17 protein-coding genes are annotated in these 20,950 nt (G+C 65.2%); 2 read left to right on the top strand and 15 right to left on the bottom strand.

What is annotated here, in order from left to right; all coding sequences use genetic code 11:
• Positions 1–17 precede the first annotated feature (17 nt).
• Positions 18–989: an IS5 family transposase gene (locus SUTH_RS00655; protein ID WP_041096297.1), complete on the top strand. Its 972-nt coding sequence runs from the start codon at positions 18–20 to the stop codon at positions 987–989.
• A 133-nt stretch (positions 990–1,122) separates the two neighbouring features.
• On the opposite strand, the gene SUTH_RS00650 is transcribed toward SUTH_RS00655, so the two are convergent.
• The 15 genes from SUTH_RS00650 to def form a co-directional block, all read right to left on the bottom strand.
• The gene (locus SUTH_RS00650; RefSeq protein WP_041096293.1) at positions 1,123–3,114 is read right to left on the bottom strand and encodes a primosomal protein N'; all 1,992 of its coding nucleotides are present in this window, start codon (positions 3,112–3,114) and stop codon (positions 1,123–1,125) included.
• Between the two features lie 384 nt (positions 3,115–3,498).
• Complete coding sequence (gene hemE, locus SUTH_RS00645; RefSeq protein ID WP_041096291.1) at positions 3,499–4,605, bottom strand: uroporphyrinogen decarboxylase; 1,107 nt, start codon at positions 4,603–4,605, stop codon at positions 3,499–3,501.
• Between the two features lie 133 nt (positions 4,606–4,738).
• Positions 4,739–6,193 carry a TrkH family potassium uptake protein gene (locus tag SUTH_RS00640; protein WP_041096289.1) on the bottom strand — a complete coding sequence of 485 codons (1,455 nt, stop codon included), beginning with the start codon at positions 6,191–6,193 and terminating at the stop codon, positions 4,739–4,741.
• An 18-nt stretch (positions 6,194–6,211) separates the two neighbouring features.
• Complete coding sequence (gene trkA / locus SUTH_RS00635; protein WP_041096287.1) at positions 6,212–7,639, bottom strand: Trk system potassium transporter TrkA; 1,428 nt, start codon at positions 7,637–7,639, stop codon at positions 6,212–6,214.
• Positions 7,640–7,800: 161 nt separating this feature from the next.
• Positions 7,801–9,036, bottom strand: coding sequence for a sigma-54-dependent transcriptional regulator (locus SUTH_RS00630; RefSeq protein WP_041096285.1), 1,236 nt, complete (start codon positions 9,034–9,036; stop codon positions 7,801–7,803).
• 157 nt (positions 9,037–9,193) lie between these two features.
• Entirely contained in the window at positions 9,194–11,314 is a 2,121-nt protein-coding gene (locus SUTH_RS00625; protein ID WP_041096283.1) for a sensor histidine kinase, read from the bottom strand.
• Positions 11,311–11,904 (bottom strand): DUF4390 domain-containing protein, encoded by a 594-nt coding sequence (locus SUTH_RS00620; protein ID WP_041096281.1) that lies wholly within the window; start codon positions 11,902–11,904, stop codon positions 11,311–11,313. The genes SUTH_RS00625 and SUTH_RS00620 overlap by 4 nt, the downstream gene beginning before the upstream one ends.
• A complete protein-coding gene (gene rsmB / locus SUTH_RS00615; RefSeq protein WP_041096279.1) occupies positions 11,867–13,156 on the bottom strand; it encodes a 16S rRNA (cytosine(967)-C(5))-methyltransferase RsmB in 1,290 nt (429 codons plus the stop codon). The genes SUTH_RS00620 and rsmB overlap by 38 nt, the downstream gene beginning before the upstream one ends.
• A gap of 61 nt (positions 13,157–13,217) precedes the next feature.
• Positions 13,218–13,478, bottom strand: coding sequence for a hypothetical protein (locus SUTH_RS00610; RefSeq protein WP_041096277.1), 261 nt, complete (start codon positions 13,476–13,478; stop codon positions 13,218–13,220).
• 58 nt (positions 13,479–13,536) lie between these two features.
• Positions 13,537–13,929, bottom strand: a complete 393-nt coding sequence (locus SUTH_RS00605; RefSeq protein ID WP_041096275.1) for a type II toxin-antitoxin system VapC family toxin — start codon at positions 13,927–13,929, stop codon at positions 13,537–13,539.
• The gene (locus SUTH_RS00600; RefSeq protein WP_041096272.1) at positions 13,926–14,186 is read right to left on the bottom strand and encodes an antitoxin; all 261 of its coding nucleotides are present in this window, start codon (positions 14,184–14,186) and stop codon (positions 13,926–13,928) included. Before SUTH_RS00600 ends, SUTH_RS00605 begins: the two co-directional genes overlap by 4 nt.
• Positions 14,187–14,279: 93 nt before the next feature.
• Positions 14,280–15,458 (bottom strand): radical SAM/SPASM domain-containing protein, encoded by a 1,179-nt coding sequence (locus tag SUTH_RS00595; RefSeq protein ID WP_084207195.1) that lies wholly within the window; start codon positions 15,456–15,458, stop codon positions 14,280–14,282.
• Positions 15,459–15,673: 215 nt separating this feature from the next.
• On the bottom strand, positions 15,674–18,397 hold the full coding sequence (locus SUTH_RS19510; protein ID WP_052473000.1) for a S41 family peptidase: 2,724 nt from the start codon (positions 18,395–18,397) through the stop codon (positions 15,674–15,676).
• 7 nt (positions 18,398–18,404) lie between these two features.
• Positions 18,405–19,322 carry a methionyl-tRNA formyltransferase gene (gene fmt / locus SUTH_RS00585; protein WP_041096270.1) on the bottom strand — a complete coding sequence of 306 codons (918 nt, stop codon included), beginning with the start codon at positions 19,320–19,322 and terminating at the stop codon, positions 18,405–18,407.
• Positions 19,323–19,826 carry a peptide deformylase gene (def, locus tag SUTH_RS00580; protein ID WP_041101311.1) on the bottom strand — a complete coding sequence of 168 codons (504 nt, stop codon included), beginning with the start codon at positions 19,824–19,826 and terminating at the stop codon, positions 19,323–19,325.
• 106 nt (positions 19,827–19,932) lie between these two features.
• On the opposite strand from def, the gene SUTH_RS00575 reads away from it, so the two are divergent.
• Positions 19,933–20,949, top strand: a complete 1,017-nt coding sequence (locus SUTH_RS00575) for a LysM peptidoglycan-binding domain-containing protein (RefSeq protein WP_041096268.1) — start codon at positions 19,933–19,935, stop codon at positions 20,947–20,949.
• Position 20,950 lies beyond the last annotated feature (1 nt).

Here is a 20,950-nt window from a genome sequence, read left to right as displayed (position 1 = left end):
TCACAGGAGACAAGACGATGAAGCAGATGACGCTGGCGGCAGTGAAAGGATTCGAGAAGCACGGCCGAACGACGCGCAAGGCGGAATTTCTGGCGAGAATGGACGGCTTGATGCCGTGGGCCGAGTTCTGTGCGTTGATCGAGCCGCATTACCCGAAGGCCGGGAATGGCCGTCCGCCGGTGGGTGTAGAGCGGATGCTGCGGATGTACTGCGTCGCCAATTGGTTCAACCTGAGCGACGAAGCCTGCGAAGACGCGCTCTACGACGTGGCCGTGTTTCGAGACTTCTGCCGATTCGATTTTGGCCGCGAACGGGCGCCCGATTCGACGACCTTGCTTCACTTTCGTCACTTGATGGAAGAGCACAAGCTGGGCGCGGCGCTGTTCGCCAAGGTGGGCGAATTGCTGCTGGCCAACGGCATGAAGCTGTCCGGTGGCACGATTGTCGATGCCACACTGATCGCTGCGCCCCCCTCGACCAAGAATCAAGAGAAACGCCGTGACCCCGAGATGCATCAAACCAAAAAGGGCAACGAGTGGCACTTCGGCATGAAGCTGCACATTGGCACCGACAGTCAGACGGGCCTGGTTCATAGCGCGAGCGTCACTGCGGCGAATGTCCATGACAGCCACCAAGTGCCGAACCTGCTGCATGGCGAGGAAACCCGTTTCTACGGTGACAGTGCCTACCGGGGCAAGCAGCAGCGGGAACGACTCAAGGACATTGCGCCGAAGGCGAAAGACTTCACCAACAAACGCGCCTACAAGAATCATCCCTTGAGCGAAGCCGACAAGGAAACCAACCGGCGCAAGTCCAGTGTGCGTTCCAAGGTCGAGCACCCGTTTCTTACCTTGAAGCGCCTGTGGGGATTTGCCAAGGTTCGCTATCGCGGCTTGGCGAAGAATGCCAACCGCGCTTTCGCCATGCTGGCGATGCTCAACATCAGCAAATGGGGCCGACCTCTGATGGGAGAGGTGCGTCCGGCATGAGCAGGAATCGGGAGAATTCCCCGAATCCAGGCTTGAATACGGCCCACTATCCAATGCACATGACATTGCCATCACAATTCCGTCTCGATTTCAATTCGCTGTCGCATTTTGCGGTGGCTTATTCAGCGATTCCCTAGAACTCCAGCGGGTCCACGTCCAGATGCCAGCGCAAGCCGCCGGGCATTTTCAGCGCGTAGAGCTTTTCCATCCACGCCGTCAGAAAGGCCTGCAAGGCCGGACGACTGAGCGATTCGACCAGCAGTTGGCCGCGCTCCAGCGTCATCAGGCGCTGCAGGCGCATCGGCACCGGATCGTAGAGCGTGACGGCGTCGGCCAGCGAATTTGGCAAGATCGTGGCGGCTTCGCGCGCGGCGGCGAGGAAGGCCAGCGACTGCTCCATGCTGCGCGCTTCGGCGCGCAGCATGGCCTGGAAGCTGAAGGGTGGAAAACCGGCAATGCGGCGCTCGTCGAGCTGGCTGCGGGCGAAGCGCACGTAGTCGTGGTCGACCAGCGCCCGGTACAGCGGATGATCGGGATACTCGGTCTGGATCAGCACCTCGCCGGGCAGGTCGGCGCGTCCGCTGCGGCCGCCGACCTGCATGAGTTGCGCGAAGAGCCGTTCGGGGGCGCGGAAGTCGGCGGCGAACAGCGCGGCATCGGCGCCAACCGCACCCACCAGGGTGAGCAGCGGAAAGTCATGGCCCTTGGCCAGCATCTGGGTGCCGACGAGGATGTCGGCGGAGCCTTCGTGGATGGTGGCGAGCAGCGCCTGCCACTTTTTCGGCGTGCTCGCGGAGTCGCGGTCGATGCGCAGCACGCTGGCTTCGGGAAAGCGCTCGGCGAGCATGGTTTCAAGGCGCTGCGTGCCGCGCCCGAAAGGCAGCAGGTCGACGTTGCCGCAGTCGGGGCAGGCGCGCGGCACGCGGGTTTCGAAGCCGCAATGGTGGCAGCGCAGGCGCTGGTCGGCCAGGTGCAGCACCAGGTTGGCGGCGCAGCGCTGGCAGCGCGAAATCCAGCCGCAGGGCGGACAGGCCAGCACCGGCGCATAGCCGCGGCGATTGAGGAAGACCAGGCTCTGCTCGCCGCGCTCGAGCCGCTGCTGCAGGCCGGCGAGCAGTGCGGCGGAAAGGCCTTCCTGCAACTTCTCGCGCCGCGTGTCGACGATGCGCACCACCGGCATGGCGTCGGCCACGGCGCGCTCGGGCAGTTCCAGCATCTTGTAACGCCCGGTGCTGGCGTGATGGAAGGTCTCCAGCGAGGGGGTCGCCGAACCCAGCACGATCGGAATGCTTAACTGATGGGCGCGCCAGACCGCGACATCGCGCGCCGAATAGCGCAGGCCGTCCTGCTGCTTGAAGGAGGCATCGTGTTCCTCGTCGACGACGATCAGTTGCAGGCGCGGCATGGGCATGAAGACCGCAAGGCGGGTGCCGAGCACGATGTCGGCGCGGCCCGCGAGCGCATCGAGAAAGCCCCGCGCGCGCGCCGCATCGGCCATGCCGCTGTTGGCGCAGACGATGTGCGCGGCGGGAAAGCGCGCCGCGACGCGGCCTTCGAGTTGCGGCGTCAGCGCGATCTCCGGCACCAGCATCAGCGCCTGGCCGCCGCGCGCGAGAACGGCGTCGATGGCGCGCAGATAGACCTCGGTCTTGCCGCTGCCGGTGACGCCGTGCAGCAACAGCGTGTGAAAACCGGCGACCTCGACAATGGCGTCGACCGCTGCCTGCTGGGAAGCCAGCAGTTGCGGCAAGGGTGTCGGGGGCGGAACGGCGATCTTCTGCGCAGCCTTCCTGATCCGTGGCAGCTTGCCGCGTCGCAGCATCGGCGGCAGCGCGAAGGAAGTCACTTCGCCCAGCGGCGTCTGGTAATAGCGCGCGCAGAATTCGCAGAGGGCCAACCATTCCGGAGGCAGTGCCGGCATGTCGCGCAAAATCTCCGTGACGGCTTTCAGCTTGTCGTCCGGGTGTTCGCTCGCCGCCGCGACCTCGATGATCACTCCGGTCCGCGAAGCCTTGCCGAAGGGCACGATTACCCGTCGACCGATATCACTTTGGGCAGAGTCCGGCGCGAGATAATCAAAAAGTCTCGGCAGCGGCAAATCGAGGGCAACGCGAACGATGTTCATGCCGGGTCAGATGCTTGCCGATCAATGCTCGAGAAAACCTTGGCATAAGCCCTCAAGCTGTTGCTATAAAAGAGAAAACTGCTTACCCACAAATTCTGTGGATAACTTTGTGAGTAAGGGTTCAGTGAAAACCCTAAGTGACCGTCCGACAAGGCGATTTTCATCTCTGTGCAATATTTGAACAAAATAAGACAGTTAAAAATCAACGAGTTACATTAGGCGCCGGTAAAAACACCGGTCAAGCAAAGGACTTGCTGCCCCGTACGGATTTCTGTGAATAAGTCAACGCCAGGAGGCACTTTTTTGTCCTCTTGGCAAGCCTTGCCGGGCGGCCTTTTTCGGGCGGGGAAGCGGCCCGTACCGCACCGCCCTTGGCTTGGCAAATCAGCCGCGCGCGGACCCGCGCCGGCTGTGGCTGTGCACGGTGTCAACCAAAACTTTCACGTTCTCGGGCGGCGTGAATTGCGAAATGCCATGACCAAGATTGAAGACATGTCCGCCGGAACTGTTTCCGCCACCGGCATCGGTGCCGAAACTGTCCAGCACGCGCCGCGCTTCGGCGGCCACCTTCTCCGGTGAAGCGAACAGGGCCATCGGATCAAGATTGCCCTGCAACGCAACACGACCGCCGACGCGCCGGCGTGCCTCGCCCAGATCGGTGGTCCAGTCGAGGCCGACCGCGTCGCAGCCGATGTCGGCGATCGCCTCCAGCCACTGGCCGCCACCCTTGGTGAACACGATGCAGGGCACGCGCTCGCCGCCATGCTCGCGCTTGAGGCCGGCCACGATGCGCTGCATGTAGGCCAGCGAGAATTCGCGATAGGCCGCGTGCGACAGCGCGCCGCCCCAGGAATCGAAAATCATCACGGCCTGCGCGCCGGATTCAATCTGCGCGTTTAGGTAATCCGTCACTGCCGTCGCCGTGACATCGAGAATGTGGTGCATCAGGTCGGGACGATCGTAGAGCATGGTCTTGACCGTGCGGTAGTCGGTCGCCGAGCCGGAGCCGCCCTCGACCATATAGCAGGCCAGGGTCCACGGGCTGCCGGAAAAGCCGATCAGCGGCACCGAGCCGCCCAGCGCGCGCCGAATCTCGGCCACGGCATCCATCACGTAGCGCAGGTGCACGTTGGGATCCGGGGCCGTCAGATCGCGAATCGCCCATTCCTCGCGCAGCGGCCGCTCGAACTTCGGCCCTTCGCCTTCGGCGAAATACAGGCCGAGGCCCATCGCGTCGGGCACGGTGAGGATGTCTGAAAACAGGATCGCCGCATCGAGCTCGAAGCGCGCCAGCGGCTGCAGCGTGACTTCGCAGGCGAGTTGCGGGTTCTTGCAGAGATTGAGGAAGTTGCCGGCGCGGCGGCGCGTCTCGTTGTACTCGGGCAGGTAGCGTCCGGCCTGGCGCATCAGCCAGACCGGCGTGTACTCGACGGGTTCGCGCAGCAATGCGCGCAGGAAGGTATCGTTCTTGGGGCGGGTCGAGGGTGACATAAGGTGCTATCCGGCGAGGCAAAGACGAATTATCGCACTGCCTGCCCGCGAAGCGGAGTTGCCGGCCCCCGAAGGGGCATCCCCGGCATGCAAAGCCAAGGGCATGCAGCCGTGTTCGCCTCCGACCAAAGTTCTAGCGCCGCCAGAAGGCCGGTGTCAGCACCACGAGCAAGGTGAAGATCTCCAGCCGGCCGAGCAGCATGGCGAAGCTGCATACCCAGGTCTGAAAATCGGTCAGGATTTCGTAGGTGGTCGCCGGACCGACCTGGTTCAATCCCGGTCCGGTGTTGTTGATGCTGGCGACCACGGCGGAGAAGGCGGTGACGATGTCCAGGCCGGAGAGCGACATCAGCAGGGTCAGCGAAACAATGCTGGCCATGTACATGAAGCCGAAGGCCAGCACGGCAAACAGAATGTTGTGCGGCACCGGGTTGTCGCCGATGCGCACCGGCCAGGCAATGTTCGGGTGCATCGCGCGCAGCAGTTCCCGATACACTTGCTTGTAGAGAATGATGGCGCGGATCATCTTGATGCCGCCGCCGGTGGACCCGGCGCTGGTGACGAAGCTGCAGAGGAACAGCATCCACAGCGGCGCGAAGAAGGGCCACAAATTGTAGTCGACGCTGGCATAGCCCGTGGTGGTGGCGATCGAGACGACGTTGAAGGCGGAATGGCGCAGGGCCGTCATGAACTCCGGGTAGGTCCCCATTGCCCACAGGTAAATCGCGATGCCGAGCACGCTGGCGAACGTCACGCCGAGAAACCAGCGCGCTTCCGGATCGCGCAGGTAGGGCTGGAAGGAACGCCCGTGCAGCGCGAGGAACATGGTCGCGAAGTTCATCCCGGCCGCCAGCATGAACACGATCGTCACGGCCTCGATCAGCGGCGAATTCCAGTAACCGAAGCTCGCATCGTGACTGGAAAATCCGCCCAGCCCCATGGTGGTGAAGGCGTGCATCACGGCATCGAACCAGCTCATGCCGGCCCAACGCAGGCTGAAGATGCACAGCACGGTCACGCCCGCATAGACGGCCCAGAGCCCCTTGGCGGTTTGTGTCATGCGCGGCGTCAACTGAGAATCCTTCATCGGTCCCGGCGTTTCGGCCTTGAACATCTGCCGGCCGCCGATGCCGAGCAGCGGCAGCACGGCCACGGCCAGCACGATCAGGCCCATGCCGCCCAGCCAGACCATCATCCCGCGCCAGAGATTGATCGACAGTGGCAGCGTGTCGAGATTCGACAGCACGGTGGAGCCGGTAGTGGTCAGCCCCGACATTGCCTCGAAGTAGGCATCGGTGAAGGACACGCCGAGATGCAGGATCAATGGCAGCCCGGCAAACACCGGCAACAGCGACCAGACCATGACCACCATGAGGAAGCCGTCGCGCACCTTGAGTTCGCGCTTCTCTCGGCGCGCCGCCCACCACAGCGTCGCACCGGTGCCGAAGGTGAGCAGGAAGGCTTCGTCGTAGGCCGATTCGGCGCCGTCATGCAGCGACCAGGAAACAACCAGCGGCACCAGCATGGCCAGCGCAAAACCCATCAGCAGCACGCCGAAGACGCGAACCACCGGGTAGTAGCGTTCCATGGTCAGGCTGTCCCGTGCTCAGAAGAAATTGGCACTGACCTGGAACAGCTTTTCCACCTGCGGTATCTGTGCCTTGCGGGTGCAGAACACCACGACATGGTCGCCGGCCTCGATCGTCGTATCGTGATGCGGGATGATGACCTCGTCGCCCGAGACCGTCACCGGGATGCCGTCCTGCAAGGCTGTCTTCGGCGGGCCCTTGCGCAGGATGGCGCCAATATGCGCGCCCTTGATCACCGGCAGGTCCGCGATGCGGCGGCCGACCACCTTCGAACTGTCGCGGTCGCCATGCACGATCAGTTCCAGCGCCTCGGCGGCGCCCCGGCGCAGGCTATGCACCCGCGCCACGTCGCCATGGCGCACGAACGTCAGCAGCGAGCCGATGGAGACCTGCGCCGGCGAGAGGCCGATGTCGATCGGCCCGCCCTGCACCATGTCCGCATAGGCGCGGCGGTTGATCAGCGCCAGCACGCGCTTGCAGCCCAGGCGCTTGGCCAGCGAAGCGGCCATGATGTTGTCCTCGTCGTCATTGGTCAGGGCGAGGAACATGTCCATCTCGTCGATGTTTTCCTGTGCCAGCACGTTCTCGTCGGTCGCCTCGCCGCAAAGCACCAGGGCATCCCTGAAGCGCGCGGCAATGGCCTCGGCACGGCGCGCATCGCATTCGATGACCTTGACTTCGTGATTCATTTCCAGCGCCCCGGCGATGCGGGCGCCGATGTTGCCGCCGCCGGCGATCATGATCCGCTTCACCGGCTCCTGCATGCGCCGCAATTCGCGCAGCACCGGACGGATATGTTCTCTGGCCGCCAGCAGGAAGACCTCGTCGCCGGCTTCGATCACCGTCCTGCCGGTGGGGTCGACCGGCTGGTGCTCGCGAAAAATCGCCACGATGCGGGCATCAACCTGCGGCGGCAGGTGCTCGCGCATGGACTGGATCTGTTTGCCGACCAGCAGCCCCCCTTCATAGGCGCGCACGCAAACCAGGGTCGCCCTGCCATCGGCGAATTCGAGCACCTGCAGCGCCTCGGGAAACGCCACCAGCCGGGCGATGTAGTCGGTGATCTCCTGCTCCGGACAGATTGCGTGGCTGACGGCGAACATGTCGTCGGCGAGCAACGCTTCGTCGGCGAGGAAGTCCGCGCCGCGCAGGCGCGCGATCCGGGTCGGCACGTTGAACATGTGACGCGCGATCTTGCAGGCGACCAGGTTGGTCTGGTCCGACTGCGTCACCGCCACCAGCATTTCGGCATCCTCGATGCCGGCACTGCGCAATACCGAGGGCAAGGCCGCATTGCCGGTCACGGTGCGCACATCGAGACGGTCGGCCAGCTGCGCGAGGCAGGTACTGCTCTGGTCGACAACCGTAACGTCGTTGATTTCCGAGGCCAGCGCCTCGGCCACGGAGGCACCGACCTGGCCGGCACCGAGGATGACGATTCTCATGGTTTCTTACTTTCGAGCAGCAGTAACACGGCGCATTTAATTATGAAACGCAATAAAGGCGAATTAAAGTCCCGCCCCTCCCATCCTCCCCTCGCGGGGAGGCTTCTGATCAGCTCGCTTCGCTCGAATATCACCCGCCGCTCCGAACAAGTCATATCACGTCAACGGAGTCCGAGATCTTTCAGTTTGCGATACAGATGTGTGCGTTCCAGCCCGGTCTTTTCCGCCAGGCGCGTCATGTTGCCGCCGTCCTTGGCCAGATGGTATTCGAAGTACATGCGCTCGAAGGCCTCGCGCGCCTCGCGCAGCGGCAGCTCGATGACTTCCGGCGCAAGGCCCGCCGGCGCAAGGCCGGGTTCGCCGGCCGGGGCCAGCAGCTGCAGCGCCTCGTCCTCGCCGATTTCCTCGCCGAGGCTGGCCAGTGCCAGCGACTTCACCGCCGACTTGAGTTCGCCATAGCCGCCGCCCCAGGCATGCTGGCGCAGGACATTGAGCGCCGCGCTGGAAAAGCGCCGCAGGGGAATCTCGTCGCTTTCCATCAGTTGCGTCAACAGATGCGCGGCAATGTCGGGCACCTCGTCCTTCAGTTCGGCCAGGCTGGGCACGCCGAGGCCGGTTTCGAACAGGCGCGCGAGGCCGGCTTCGTCCCAGCCCAGCGCCGCCAGTTCCGCGCTGGACTGTGTGGTCGCCGCCACCAGGCGCAGGCTGTAGCGGTCGAGGCGCTCGGCGGCGAACAGCAGGTTCTTCTGCTGCAGCCGGGTCAGCCGCGCCAGTTCCTCGCACCACAGCACGCCGCCCGCGGCACGCTGCAGCACCTCGATGCTCAAGGGGTTGGAATCGTGCGCCAGATCGATCCACGGCTTGCCCGCCACCTGCGCCGTGCGCGCCACCAGTTCGACGATGCCGCCGGGGGCGGAACGCAGCAGCAGCAGCGGGCTCTTGGCCAGTATCTGATCCAGCCGGCGCTTGAGGTCGCGCAGCGGGCCGGGGCGGGCGAAGGCGCCCAGCGAGAGGCCGCCATTGACATGGCGTGCGCTGCGCTCGAGCGCCTTCTTTACCGCCGCCAGCAGCTTCTGCATGCCGATCGGCTTTTCGAGGAAATCCAGCGCACCGATGCGCGTCGCTTCCACCGCCGTGTCGATCGTGGCATGGCCCGACATCATCACCACCGGCATGTTGAGCTGGCCGTTGCCGGCCCATTCCTTCAGCAGCGTGATGCCATCGGTATCGGGCATCCAGATGTCGAGCAGCACCATGTCGGGGCGACCGGCTTCGCGCGCTGCCCGCGCCGCCGCGCCGTTTTCCGCCAGCTGGACGTCGTGTCCCTCGTCGCGCAGGATTTCGAAGAGCAGTTCGCGTATCCCAACCTCGTCGTCGACCACCAGTATCTTCGGCATTTCCTAACTTTCATGACAGCGAGAGTCACCCGCCGATGATGAAACACACGAAAGGCGAATTAAAGGCCCGCCCCTCCCATCCTCCCCTCGCGGGGAGGCTTCTGCTCAGTTCGCTTCGCTCGACCATCTCCCGTCGCTTCGAACGAGATAGTTCGCGCTAAGCTCCCTTTCCCGCATTCTGCACCGCCAGCGGCAGCCAGATGCTGACCGCGCCGCCATTGTTGTTCGTCAGGCGAATTTCGCCGCCGTGGTCGTCCACGATTTTCTTCACGATCGCCAGGCCCAGCCCGGTGCCCTTCGACTTGGTGGTGACGTAGGGCTCGAAGGCGCGCGACAGGATCTGCGGCGGAAAGCCCGGGCCGTTGTCCTTGACGGTCAGCCGCGCGCGCGCCGCTTCCTGCGCCACGGCGATCGTGATGCGCGCATCGGCCACGCCACCCAGCGCATCCTGCGCATTGGTCAACACGTTGTGCAGCACCTGCCGCAACTGGTTGGCGTCGGCCAGCACGGGCGGCACGGGAGTCGGCGCTGGCGCCACGGCGATCGCGGCCGCCGAATTCTCGTAGAGGCCGAGGATCTCGCCCAGCAGCGCCTGCAGATCGACCGCGGCAAGCTGCGGCAGCGGCGTGCGCGCATAGTCGCGGAAATCATTGACCATGTTCTTCATCGCCTCGACCTGGTTGACGATGGTCTGCGTCGCGCGATCGAGCAATTCGCGCGAGGCGCCCGTCAGCTGGTCGGCCAGCTTGAGCTGCAGGCGTTCGGCGGAAAGCTGGATCGGCGTCAGCGGATTCTTGATCTCGTGCGCCAGGCGCTGCGCCACCTCGCCCCAGGCGGCGGAACGCTGCGCCGCGATCAGTCGCGTGATGTCGTCGAACACCACCACGTAGCCGCCGCCACCCGCCCCCGGCAAGGCGGTACCCCGCACCAGCAGCGCCTGCGGCATGCCGTCCGGGCGCGCGATTTCGAGCTGTTCCTGCCACTCGTCGCCGCGCCGCGCGAAGCCGCCGAGAATCGCCCCGGCCAGGGTTTCGTGGCGCGGCCAGTCCTGCAGCCGCATCTGTTCGAAGCCGGCCAGATCGTCGCCGAGGATCGCGGTCGCGCCGCGATTTGCCGCGCGCAGGCGAAAGCGCACGTCGAAAGCCAGCACGCCGGCGGACAGGTTTGCCAGCACCGATTCCAGATAAGCCTGCGCCGCCTCCATCTCCTGGCGATGATGCTCGGCCTGCGCCCGCGCCTCGCTGAGTTGATGCGTCATGCTGTTGAAGGAATGCGTCAGCACGCCCAGTTCGTCCGAAGCTTCCACCGTCGCGCGCGGTGTGTAGTCGCCGCTGGCGACCGCCTGCGTGCCTTCGGCGAGGATCAGCAGCGGTCGCGCCAGGCGCTCGGCAAGAAAGAAGGCCAGCGCAATCGCCGCGAACAGCGCCAGCAGCAGGGCCAGCGTCAGGGTCAGCGTGTAGATGCGTTTCAAGCCCACCCGGCCCAGTTGCAGCTCCTGATAGTCGCGGTGCGCCGCCTCGACGCTCTGCGCGCTTCTGGCGATCGATGCCGGCACCGCCAGCGTCAGTTGCAGGATGCGCGGATCGAGATTGAGGCCACTGCTGGTCACCGGTGCCAGCGCGCGCAACATCAGGCCGCCACCCTCGGCATCGCCGATCAGCGCCAGCCCGCGTCCGCTGCGCGCGGCACGCAACTGGCTGGGCGCCGGCACCGAAGGCAGCAGGCTGCCCAGTTCGCCCGAACTGCTTCCCAGCACCTGGCCGGAGAGCGTCATCAAGGTTGCGCTCTGGGCGCCGGCCTGCTCGCGCAGGCGGTTGAGCCGGCTCGGCGTAACGAAGGCATCGTCGCCCAGGTCGAGCGCCGCATCACGGGCCTTCTCCAGCAAATCGGCCTGCAGGGTATCGAGCACGCTGCGACCGAGGTTGAGGCCGCCTTCGAGCGCGGCATCGACGCGCACGTCGAACCAGGAATCGATGCTCTTCACCGCGAACTGCATCGACACGCCATACACCAGCGCGCCGGGCAGCACCGCCATCAATGACAGCATCAGCAACAGGCGCGACTTGAGCCGCGAACCGAATACGCCGCTCCTGAAATCGCGGCGCAGCCGCCGCAGCTTGAGGCCGACCAGCACCACCAGCGCCACCGCGGCAATGCCGTTGATCGCCAGCAGCCAGGGGTAGTTTTCGGCGAACAAGGCGGTGTTGGCCGAGGCCGAGGCCAGCAGGAACAGCAAAATCGCGCCCAGTGCGGCAACGACCGCCAGCGCTACCCTCATGGCGTCACCGGCGCGACGAACTGCCAGCGCAATACCTTGGCCTCCACCTGCAAGGCGCGATCGGTGATGGCGTCGACCTGGAAGGGTTTCGGCAACTGGCTGCGGTCGAGCGCCAGGCGCACCGCCGCCTCGTAGGATTCGCCGGCCTTGATCGCATCCTTTTCCACCACCGGCAGCGCGGCGATGCGGCCGACCACGCGCAAGGCCTCGGCCAGGCTGCCGAAATTCTGGTGCAGGCTGCCGGTGGTCAGCCGGTACTGGCGCGTCAGGCTGCTGTAGGAAAGCCGGTAAGTCAGGCTGCGGGTGACGACGTGCTCGTTGACCCAGTACTTGCGCGGGCGCTCCAGCACGAACTCGAGGTTGAAATATAGCGGCACGCCACGCGCCACGGCATCTTCCAGCCGGTTGCCGAGATCCAGCGCAAACTCGGCGGAAAGCGCGTAACCGTCTTCGCCCGGCGTCAGCGCCGCGCGCTTCGGCTCGATGCTGCCGGCCTGCACGGCGAACGCCGTCAGCAGCAGCAGCGCCAGCGCCAACCGCGCCAGCCCGGCCTCAATCCTTTTGCAGCAGCGCGTAATAAAAGCCGTCATGTTCGGCATCGGGCAAATGTTGCAGTTGTGCATCGCGGGTTGTCGTTCCCGGTATCGGCAGACGCCTTGCGTCGGCATGGCGGCCGACGAAGGCCGCCACCTGACGGGCATTCTCCTCCCCAAACACCGAGCAGCTTGCATAGAGCATTTTGCCACCTGTGCCGAGAGTACGCCACAGGGCATCGACGATGGCGCTTTGCGTCGCGGCGAAGCCGGCGATGTCCGATTCGCGCCGCAGCCATTTCGCATCGGGGTGGCGGCGCACCACGCCCGAGGCCGAGCAGGGTACGTCGGCCAGAATGCGATCGAAGGGACGGCCGTCCCACCAGGCATCGACCGCGCGCGCGTCGCCCACCTTCACGGTCGCCGCCAGCCCCAGCCGCCGCAGGTTGTCGGTGATGCGGGCGGCGCGCGCGGCGTCGGCATCGAGCGCCGTCAGGTCGACCAGCGCGGTTTCCAGCAGATGCGCCGCCTTGCCGCCGGGCGCCGCGCAGGCATCCAGCACGCGCATGCCGTCCTGCACATCAAGCAAGCCGGCCGCCGTCTGCGCGCCCCAGTCCTGCACCGAGCACAAGCCTTCGGCAAAACCCGGAATGCGCTCCACCGGCACCGGCTTGTCGAGCAGGATCGCGGTATCGTCTAGCGCGTGCGCCGCGATGCCTGCAGCATTCAAGCGGATCAAGAAGTCGGCGCTGGCGACACGGCGATTGTTGACGCGCAGGCACAGCGGCGGATGCGTATTGCCAGCGGCGAGGATGCTTTCCCAATGATCCGGATGATCCTGTCGCAGGCGCGCGATCCACCACGCCGGATGCCGCCAGCGCGCCACCGGATCGGCATCCGCCAGCGCCAGCAGTTCTTCGCGCCGGCGCAGGAAGCTGCGCAGCACGCCATTGACCAGACCCTTGAACCGGCCCCGCGCCAGTTGCGATGCCGCCGTCACCGCCTGGTCCACGGTGGTATGCGCCTCCTCCGGCCGTGCTTCCAGCCGCGCCAGCGCCGCCAGCAGCAGGCCGCGCAAGACCGCCTCTTTCAGCGGCTTCTCCAGCAGCAGGCCCAGCAGGAAATCACCGCGGCCATAGGCACGCAATGCCGTATAGCCGATGTCCATCGCCGCCGCGCGCGTGACGCCGGCGAGCGGCGACACCGCCAGCGCAACATCGAAGTTGCGCCCGCCGAGCACGGCGGCAATCAATTGCGCCGCGCCGAGCAGGGCCTCGGCCAGTGACGCGGAGCGTTGGGGAGTGGACATGACTACAGTCTACAGCGGTGGCGCGGTCAGGCGGCCCCGGTTTGGCGAATTCGGAATGCCGCTAGGCGGCGGGCGGGCTTTGCGTTTTCTTCGCCTTCTTCGCGGTGCGCTTTTTCGGCGCGGGCGGCACGGACGCCGGCTCCGCGGCGGCGGCCTTTGCCTCGATGGCTTCGCGCTGCTCCAGCGTGCGCTTCTGCTCCATGTGCATCTCGATGGCCTGCGGCACGGTCGGCGCGCGCATGGGGCCCATCTGGGCAAAGCTCGCGCCACAGGTCAGCAATCCGGCGACAAAGCCGATACCCGACATCAAGCGCAAGTTCATTTCGATTCCTCGCAATGGGGCGCCAATGAAAGTCGGCGCTGGCGACACGGCACGCCGGCTACGTTGTCCAGTCTTCAAGCTGCAATCCGCCGACCTGACGAAAGGCGCGATCATTGGTGACCAGTACCGCGCCGACGCTCAAGGCGTGCGCGGCGATCAACAGGTCAAGCGATGCGAGAATCCGGCCCTGAGCCTCCATTTCGGCCCTCGCCATTCCGTAATGCTCGGCGCTGTTCCAGGGCAGAACATCGAGGCGCAGCAGAAGCTCGCGCACGGCGATATGCAGCCGCTTTGCTCCCGGTCGCTTGGCCAGCCCAAACAACAACTCGCCTTCGGTGATGGCCGAAATGCACAGCGATGCCATCGGCGCGGCCAGCACGCGACGGATGACGGCCGGATGCGCCTTGATCAGATGGCTCACCGTATTGGTGTCCAGCATGTAGCGCTTCACTCGGCCCAGTCCTTGAAGGGATCACGGTCATGCGCCGCCTGCTTGCGCTCGTTCTTGCCGAGAAAGCCGGCAGGCACGGCAGCGCCCTTGAGCGCCGCAAGGAAACCATCCCAGTTCGCCGGCTTGCGCGACAGGATCACGTCGCCGGTTTCGGCGTCCTGGCGAATGAAGACTTCGCTGGTATCGAAGCGATAGGCGGCGGGCAGGCGAACCGCCTGGCTGCGACCATTGGTGAATAGTTTGGCGACCTGGCTCATGGCGGACCCCCTCAGGCTGATAGATATCGAAGTCTATGCCCGAACATGGGATAGATCAAGGTATATGCCTTGATACAATCCGGAAAACCAGGCTCAGGGCATGATCTCCACATATTCATAGACCTCGGCATCCAGCAGTTTCCTGCGCTCGGACACCGGCAGGCGGGCGAACCAGGCGTGCGGGTCGCGGCGGTCGACTTCGCGGCCGATGAAGCGCAGCAGTTCGCAGATCGGCTCGACGACGTTTTGCCGGTAGCGCCCGTCCTTCTTGACGTAGCCCAGGTAGAGATTCTTCATGCAGTTGCGGCGGCACCAGGAAAATGCCTCGCAACCTTCGCAAGGCATGTCGGCATGCGGCTGCAAGGGGCTGGCGGAGAGCCAGTTACCCTGGATCTCGCCCATCTGCATGGCCGGCACGTACATCATGTCCGGGCATGGATAGATCTGGCCGTTGGGCATGACGTTGAGCAGGTGGGTCGACACGCGGCACTGGGTCTGCCCGGCGTAGAGTTCGATGCCGCGATTGGGCAGCAGCTTGTTCCGCACGATGCCCATCAGCGGTACCAGCGGATACAGCGTGTCGGTGCGGGCGAAGAAAACGTCGATCAATTGCACCAGTACGGCCTTGCGCCGCGCGACCGAATCATCGGCGTACATCTCGTCGGCGACGAACTGCCAGTAGAGGTAGTCGAAGGTTCCGGCCAGGCCGTCGAGCTCCTCGAAGCTGGTCGCCGGATTGCCCCAGGTGACGCGCGCCGTCAGCGTGCCGCCGACCTTGTGGCGGATGTCCTGCACGTTGCGCATGACGCTGGCCCAGATGCCGCGCCCGCGATAGGCATCGGTGATTTCCTCGCCGCCGTCGATCGAGACGAGCACGTTGGACAGCCGCGCCAGCACCCAGTCGGGCAGGCTGTCGAGCAGGGTGCCGTTGGTCTGGAGCTGGAAGCGGAACTCGGGAAAGCGCTGCATCACATCGAGCATCAGGCCCTTGTTGAGCGTCGGCTCGCCGCCGTAGAAGGTGACATAGACCTCCTTGCCGGCCAGATGGGTTGCGACAAACTCGGCGAGCTGGTCGATGTCGTATTTGAGCTCGGTCTGCGAGCCGAGGACTTCGCCGACGCCGAGCGAGCAATAGGTGCATTTCAGGTTGCATTTCAGCGTCGTCAGCAGTTGCAGTTCGACGCGGCCGCCGACGATGGGCGACGTGGCTGACGCGGGACAAGCGGGCGCCGTCCGCGACGGCGCAAGGGCAATGGTGGTTTGGACAGACATGGCAACTCCGCAGCAATGAATCCGGACCGGGATGCCGGGGCATCCGGGATGGCGACAGGATTTAGGCGGCGAAGTGCGGCGGTGCGTGCTTGGCGACGGCCGTCACGCCGAAGCGCAGCGGGCCGCGGGCGGCCTCGACGCAGCGCTGGGACGGCAGCGGAAACAGAAAATCGATGTGCATACGGGGCGCGACTGTACTCTCTCGTCGCCCGCTGTCAACGCCGCTTGGCGCCCGCCAGCGCCTTCAGGCGATTCCTGGCGATGTCGGCAAACTGGCCGTCGGGATACTTCTTCAAATAGGCGCTGAAGTCTTCGGCGTCGCGGCTCTCGCGAATGCTCTGCCAGAACAGCAGCTCGGCGTCCGGCGCGCGGCCTTCCGCCTCCTGCGCGCCGCGCACGAAATAGAAGTCGCCGGTCAGCGACGAGGATTCCCACGGCACCTGCTGGTCGGCGGTGGCGTCGGCCACGCGGCGGCGCACGCGCTTGAAGACGTCCTCGACCTTGAGCCCGGGCTCGTCCAGCATGCGCAGGAATTCCTGGGTGTAGAGCCCGTTGCGGCCGTCGCCGTCGGAGGCTACCTTGCCCGGCGCCGTGGCGTAGGCGATCAGCGTGCCCTTCGGCGCGTCCATCTGCGCCAGGCCACCCGAGGCACCACGGAAGCGCCGCTCGAAGGGATTGTTGCGGCAGGCGTCGAGGATCACGATGCCGAGCGCGCTGGTGGCCAGTTGTTCGAGCAGGGAATCGACATCCACCGCTTCGCTCCTCACCGAGGCTTCGGAAGAGATCTGCGCGTCGACCGGGATCAGGTAGTTCTTGCCGCGCACCTGCATGCCGTGCCCGGCGTAGTAGAAGATGCCGACGGTGCCGCTCTTCGCCAGCTTTTCGCCGAACTGCGTGATGGCGCGGGTCATGTCCTTCTGCTTGACGTTTTCGCGGACGATGACGTCGAAGCCGAGGCTGCGGAATTTCGCCGATATGGCGCGGGCATCATTCACCGGGTTTTTCAGCGGTGCCGACGGGTAGCTGCTGTTGCCGATCACCAGGGCGACGCGGTGTTCATCGGGGCGGTCGGCGACCGGCTTCGCCTCGGGGCGGCTCGCCGGCCTGGCGCTCGCGAGGCCGGTCGCGGCAGCCGGCTGGCCCACGGCCACGCTGGCGCGCACCGCATTCTTGTACAGGGCAAAGAATTCCTCGACCTTCAGCCGTTCCACCAGATCCTTGCGCACGGCGAGGTTGCGCGTGCCGGCGGTCTCGCGCAACAGGCGCTGGGCAAAGGCGATGCTGCCGTCGTCGAGGGTGGCGTCCTGGTCGAGCGCAATGTCGGGCACGATGCCGATTTGCTGGATCGATTTTCCGCTCGGCGTGTAATAGCCCGCCGTGGTCAGCTTGATCGCGGCCTGATCGACGGGCACGATGGTCTGCACCGTGCCCTTGCCGAAGCTCGGTGTGCCGATGACGGTGGCGCGCCGGTGATCCTGCAGGGCGCCGGCAACAATCTCGGAGGCGCTGGCACTGCCGCCATTGATCAGCACCGCGATCGGATAAGCAGGCTCCTTGGCGATGCGCAGGGCCGGAAACTGCCGGTTGGCGTCGCGGTCGCGGCCCTGGGTGGACACAATCAGCCCCGCATCGATGAAACGGCTGGCGACGCTGATGGCGCCGTTGAGCAGGCCGCCGGGATCATTGCGCAGGTCGAGTACCAGGCCTTTCAGCTCGCCGCCATTTTCCGCCTTGAGCGCGGCCAGGGCATTGCCGACATCATCTGCCGTGCGCTCCTGGAACTGGGCGATGCGGATGTAGCCATGGCCGTCGCCGAGCGACTTGAAGCGCACGCTGCGCACCATGATCACGGCGCGCACCAGATCGATCCGCAGCGGCGCGGCCTGGCCTTCGCGCTGCAGCGTCAGCGTGATGCGCGTGCCCTTCTGGCCGCGCATCAGCTTGACCGCGTCATTGAGCGACATGCCTGTCGTCGGCTTGCCGTCGATCTCCAGAATAAGGTCGCCGGCAAGGATGCCGGCGCGGAACGCCGGGGTGTCCTCGATCGGCGCGACCACGACCGGCATGCCTTTTTTCATCCCGACCTCGATGCCGAGGCCGCCGAATTCGCCCTTGGTGCCGACCTTGAGCTCGTTGAAGGCCTCGGGCGTCAGGTAGGCGCTGTGCGGATCGAACGAGGCCAGCAGGCAGTTGAAGTATTTCTCGTGGGTACCATCGGTAATCGGGGGGGGCGGGCTGCCCTTGCGCTTTTCCCACTGCGCCGCCAGCTCTGCCCTGGCAACATTGTCGCCGGAGAAACGCGCACAGTAGTAGCGCGATTTTTCCAGATGCGCTTCGTCCGGCTCGGTGACATACGAAGACCTCAGGGTTTCGTCGATCCGGTTGGCCAGGCGTTGCGCGGCGGGGCTGAGCACCAGGCGGCGATTGGCGTCGGCCACCGCGATGCGTTCCGCGTCGATGCGACGAAATATCTCCGCCTGCTGGTCGCTCAAGGAGACGACATCGCTTTCGCGCAGCTTCTTCGGACTGAGGCTGACGTTGACGAAAACCTCGGCGGCGATGCCTTGCGGAAAATCCTGCTGGATGTTCCACGAAAAGCGCCGGCCCTTGCCCGGCTCGACATTGCGCCCGACGTCGCCTTCGAGCCGCAAGGATTCGTGCGGGTAAAGATGGCCGTTGATGGCGAACAAGGCGGCCACCGGATTGTTCAGGCCTTCCGCGCACTGTTCGGGACGCAATGTGCTGGCGCATGCCTTGGCGAACTCCTTGGGATCGACCGGATTGTCCTCGACCAGATCGTAGGTGACGACCAGGCGGTCGGCCTGCTGGCTGGCCGTGACGTTCCTGATCTCGGCGGCGAACGCCGTGCCGACGGCCAGCCACAGCAGCAGGCCCAGCCAGCCCGATCTGCCCTGTGCGCCCCGTGCGCCGGTTTTCATGGGCCGCTCAATCCGGCCGCAGCGGATTGCCGTGCAGGAAGTCGGCGCTGGCGACACGGCGACCGCCGGGCTTTTGCAACTCGGTGAGGCGCAGCGCATCCTCGCCGCAGGCGACCACGATGCCCGCGCCATCGGCGGCCAGCACCTGGCCCGGCCGGCCGCGGGCGGCCACCACGTCGCCGCGCCAGACCTTGACCGGTTCGCCGGCCAGCGTCACCACCGCACCGGGAAAAGGATTGAAGGCCCGCACGCGGCGCGCCAATGTTACCGCCGGCTGGTTCCAGTCGAGCCTCGCCTCAAGCTTGTCGATCTTGTTGGCGTAAGTGACACCGGCTTCGGGCTGCGGCGTCGCGACCAGTTGATCGAAGCACGCCAGCGCCTCGACCACCAGCTTGCCGCCGAGCTCGGCGAGCTTGTCGTGCAGGCTGCCGGTGGTGTCCTGCATATCAATGTCGATGGCCTTCGACAGCAGCATCGGGCCGGTGTCCAGCCCGGCTTCCATCTGCATGATGGTGATGCCGGTCTGCGCGTCGCCGGCTTCGATGGCGCGATGGATCGGCGCCGCACCGCGCCAGCGCGGCAACAACGAAGCGTGGATGTTGATGCAGCCGCGCCGCGGCAGGTCGAGCACCGCCTGCGGCAGGATCAGCCCGTAAGCGGCCACCACCATCAACTCGGCGGCGCCGTCGACGCAGGCGGCGCGGATCGGCTCGTGCGTTGCCGGGTCCTTGAGGCGCTCGGGCTGGAACACCGGGATGCCGTGGGCCAGCGCCACTTTCTTGACGGCCGAGGCTTGCAGCACCATGCCGCGTCCGGCAGGGCGGTCGGGCTGGGTCAGCACCAGCGCGACCTCGTGTCCTGCCGCCAGCAGGGCTTCAAGGGCACGTGCGGCGAAGTCCGGCGTGCCGGCAAAGATGAGTTTCACCTAAAAAGTCTCGCGCGCCTGCTTGACCAGCTTGCTCTTGATGCGCTCGCGCTTGAGGCGCGAAAGATAGTCGACGAAGACCTTGCCTTCCAGGTGATCCATTTCGTGCTGGATGCACACCGCGAGCAAGCCATCGGCTTCCAGTTCGAAAGCTTTTCCATCGAGGCCGAGTGCGCGTACCTTGACATGGCTGGCGCGTGCCACCGTCTCGTAGATGCCGGGCAGCGAGAGGCAGCCTTCCTCGCCTTCGCATTCGCCGGATTTTTCCAGCAGCTCGGGATTGATGAAGGTCTGCAACTGCGACTTGTCTTCGGAGATGTCAATCACGATCAGGCGCACATGCTGGTCCACCTGCGAGGCGGCGAGGCCGATGCCGGGCGCGGCATACATGGTCTCGGCCATGTCGGCGGCCAGTTGGCGGATGCGCGCATCCACATTGGCGACCAGTGCCGCCTTCTTGTGCAGCCGCGGATCGGGGTAACGCAAAATCGGCAATAGGGCCATGAAACCGCTCTTGAAAGAATTGATGCTGGGGTAATTGTCGGGCAGAATCAGGCCGATACCCGGATGGTTCGCCATCCACACGGACACTCGGCCAGGAGATCACGCCATGCGTCGCATTATATCTGCGCTGCTCATCAGCATTTCAAGCACCGTGGTGCTTGCACAGGGTGCCAAGCCCATCGAACTGGCCGACGGCGCGCCCGACCGGCACATCGTGACCCCGGGTGACACGCTGTGGGGCATTGCCGCCAAATTCCTCAAGGATCCCTACCGCTGGGGCGAGTTGTGGAAGCTCAACGCGGAAGAGATCAAGAATCCGCAGCGCATCTATCCGGGCCAGGTCATCGTGCTCGACAAGAGCGGCAATCAGCCCCGCCTGAAACTGGTAACGGTGACCGAGCCGCGCCGCGAGTACGTCGAGCCGCTGCGGAAGGGCATTCCGTCGATCCCGCCGCAGGACATCGAACCCTTCCTCAGCGAACAGCGCGTCCTTGATGCCGCGGGCATGGATCCCGCGCCGCGCGTCGTCGCCCTGCAGGGCGACCGCGTCATCGCCGGCGCCGGCGACACCATTTTCACCACCGAAGTCACCACCCAGGAAAAGGGTTGGCAGCTGTTCCGCCCCGGCAAGGCCCTGATCGACCCCGACACCAAGGAAACGCTCGGACATGAGGCGGTGTATATCGGCACCGCCCGCCTGACCAAAACCGGCGTGCCCTCGAGCTTCCTGGTGCTGACCTCGAAAATGGAAATCGTGCGCGACGACCGCCTGTTGTCCGCGCCACGCCAGGACGTGGTGAATTACCTGCCGCACGCCCCGGACAAGATGATCAAGGCCAAGGTGCTCGGCATCTACAGCGGGGTGAACTACGGCGGTCCGCAATTCGTGATCACGCTGAATCGCGGCAAGGCCGACGGCCTGGAGCCCGGCCATGTGCTGGCCGCCGACCTGGCGGGGGCCGAAGTCAGCAACCGCTATCAGGGCGAACGGACCGACTACAAGCTGCCCGATGCCCGCAATGGCCTGGTGTTCGTGTTCCGCGTGTTCAACCGGGTTTCCTACGCCCTGGTGATGAACGCGACCCATCCGGTCGTCGTCGGCGATACCGTTCGCACTCCTTAAC

Origin of the sequence: Sulfuritalea hydrogenivorans sk43H (assembly GCF_000828635.1) — a bacterium.
Lineage (GTDB): Bacteria > Pseudomonadota > Gammaproteobacteria > Burkholderiales > Rhodocyclaceae > Sulfuritalea > Sulfuritalea hydrogenivorans.
The sequence above is the reverse complement of the archived record's forward strand: the minus strand, read 5'-3'. Positions and strand labels throughout refer to the sequence as shown.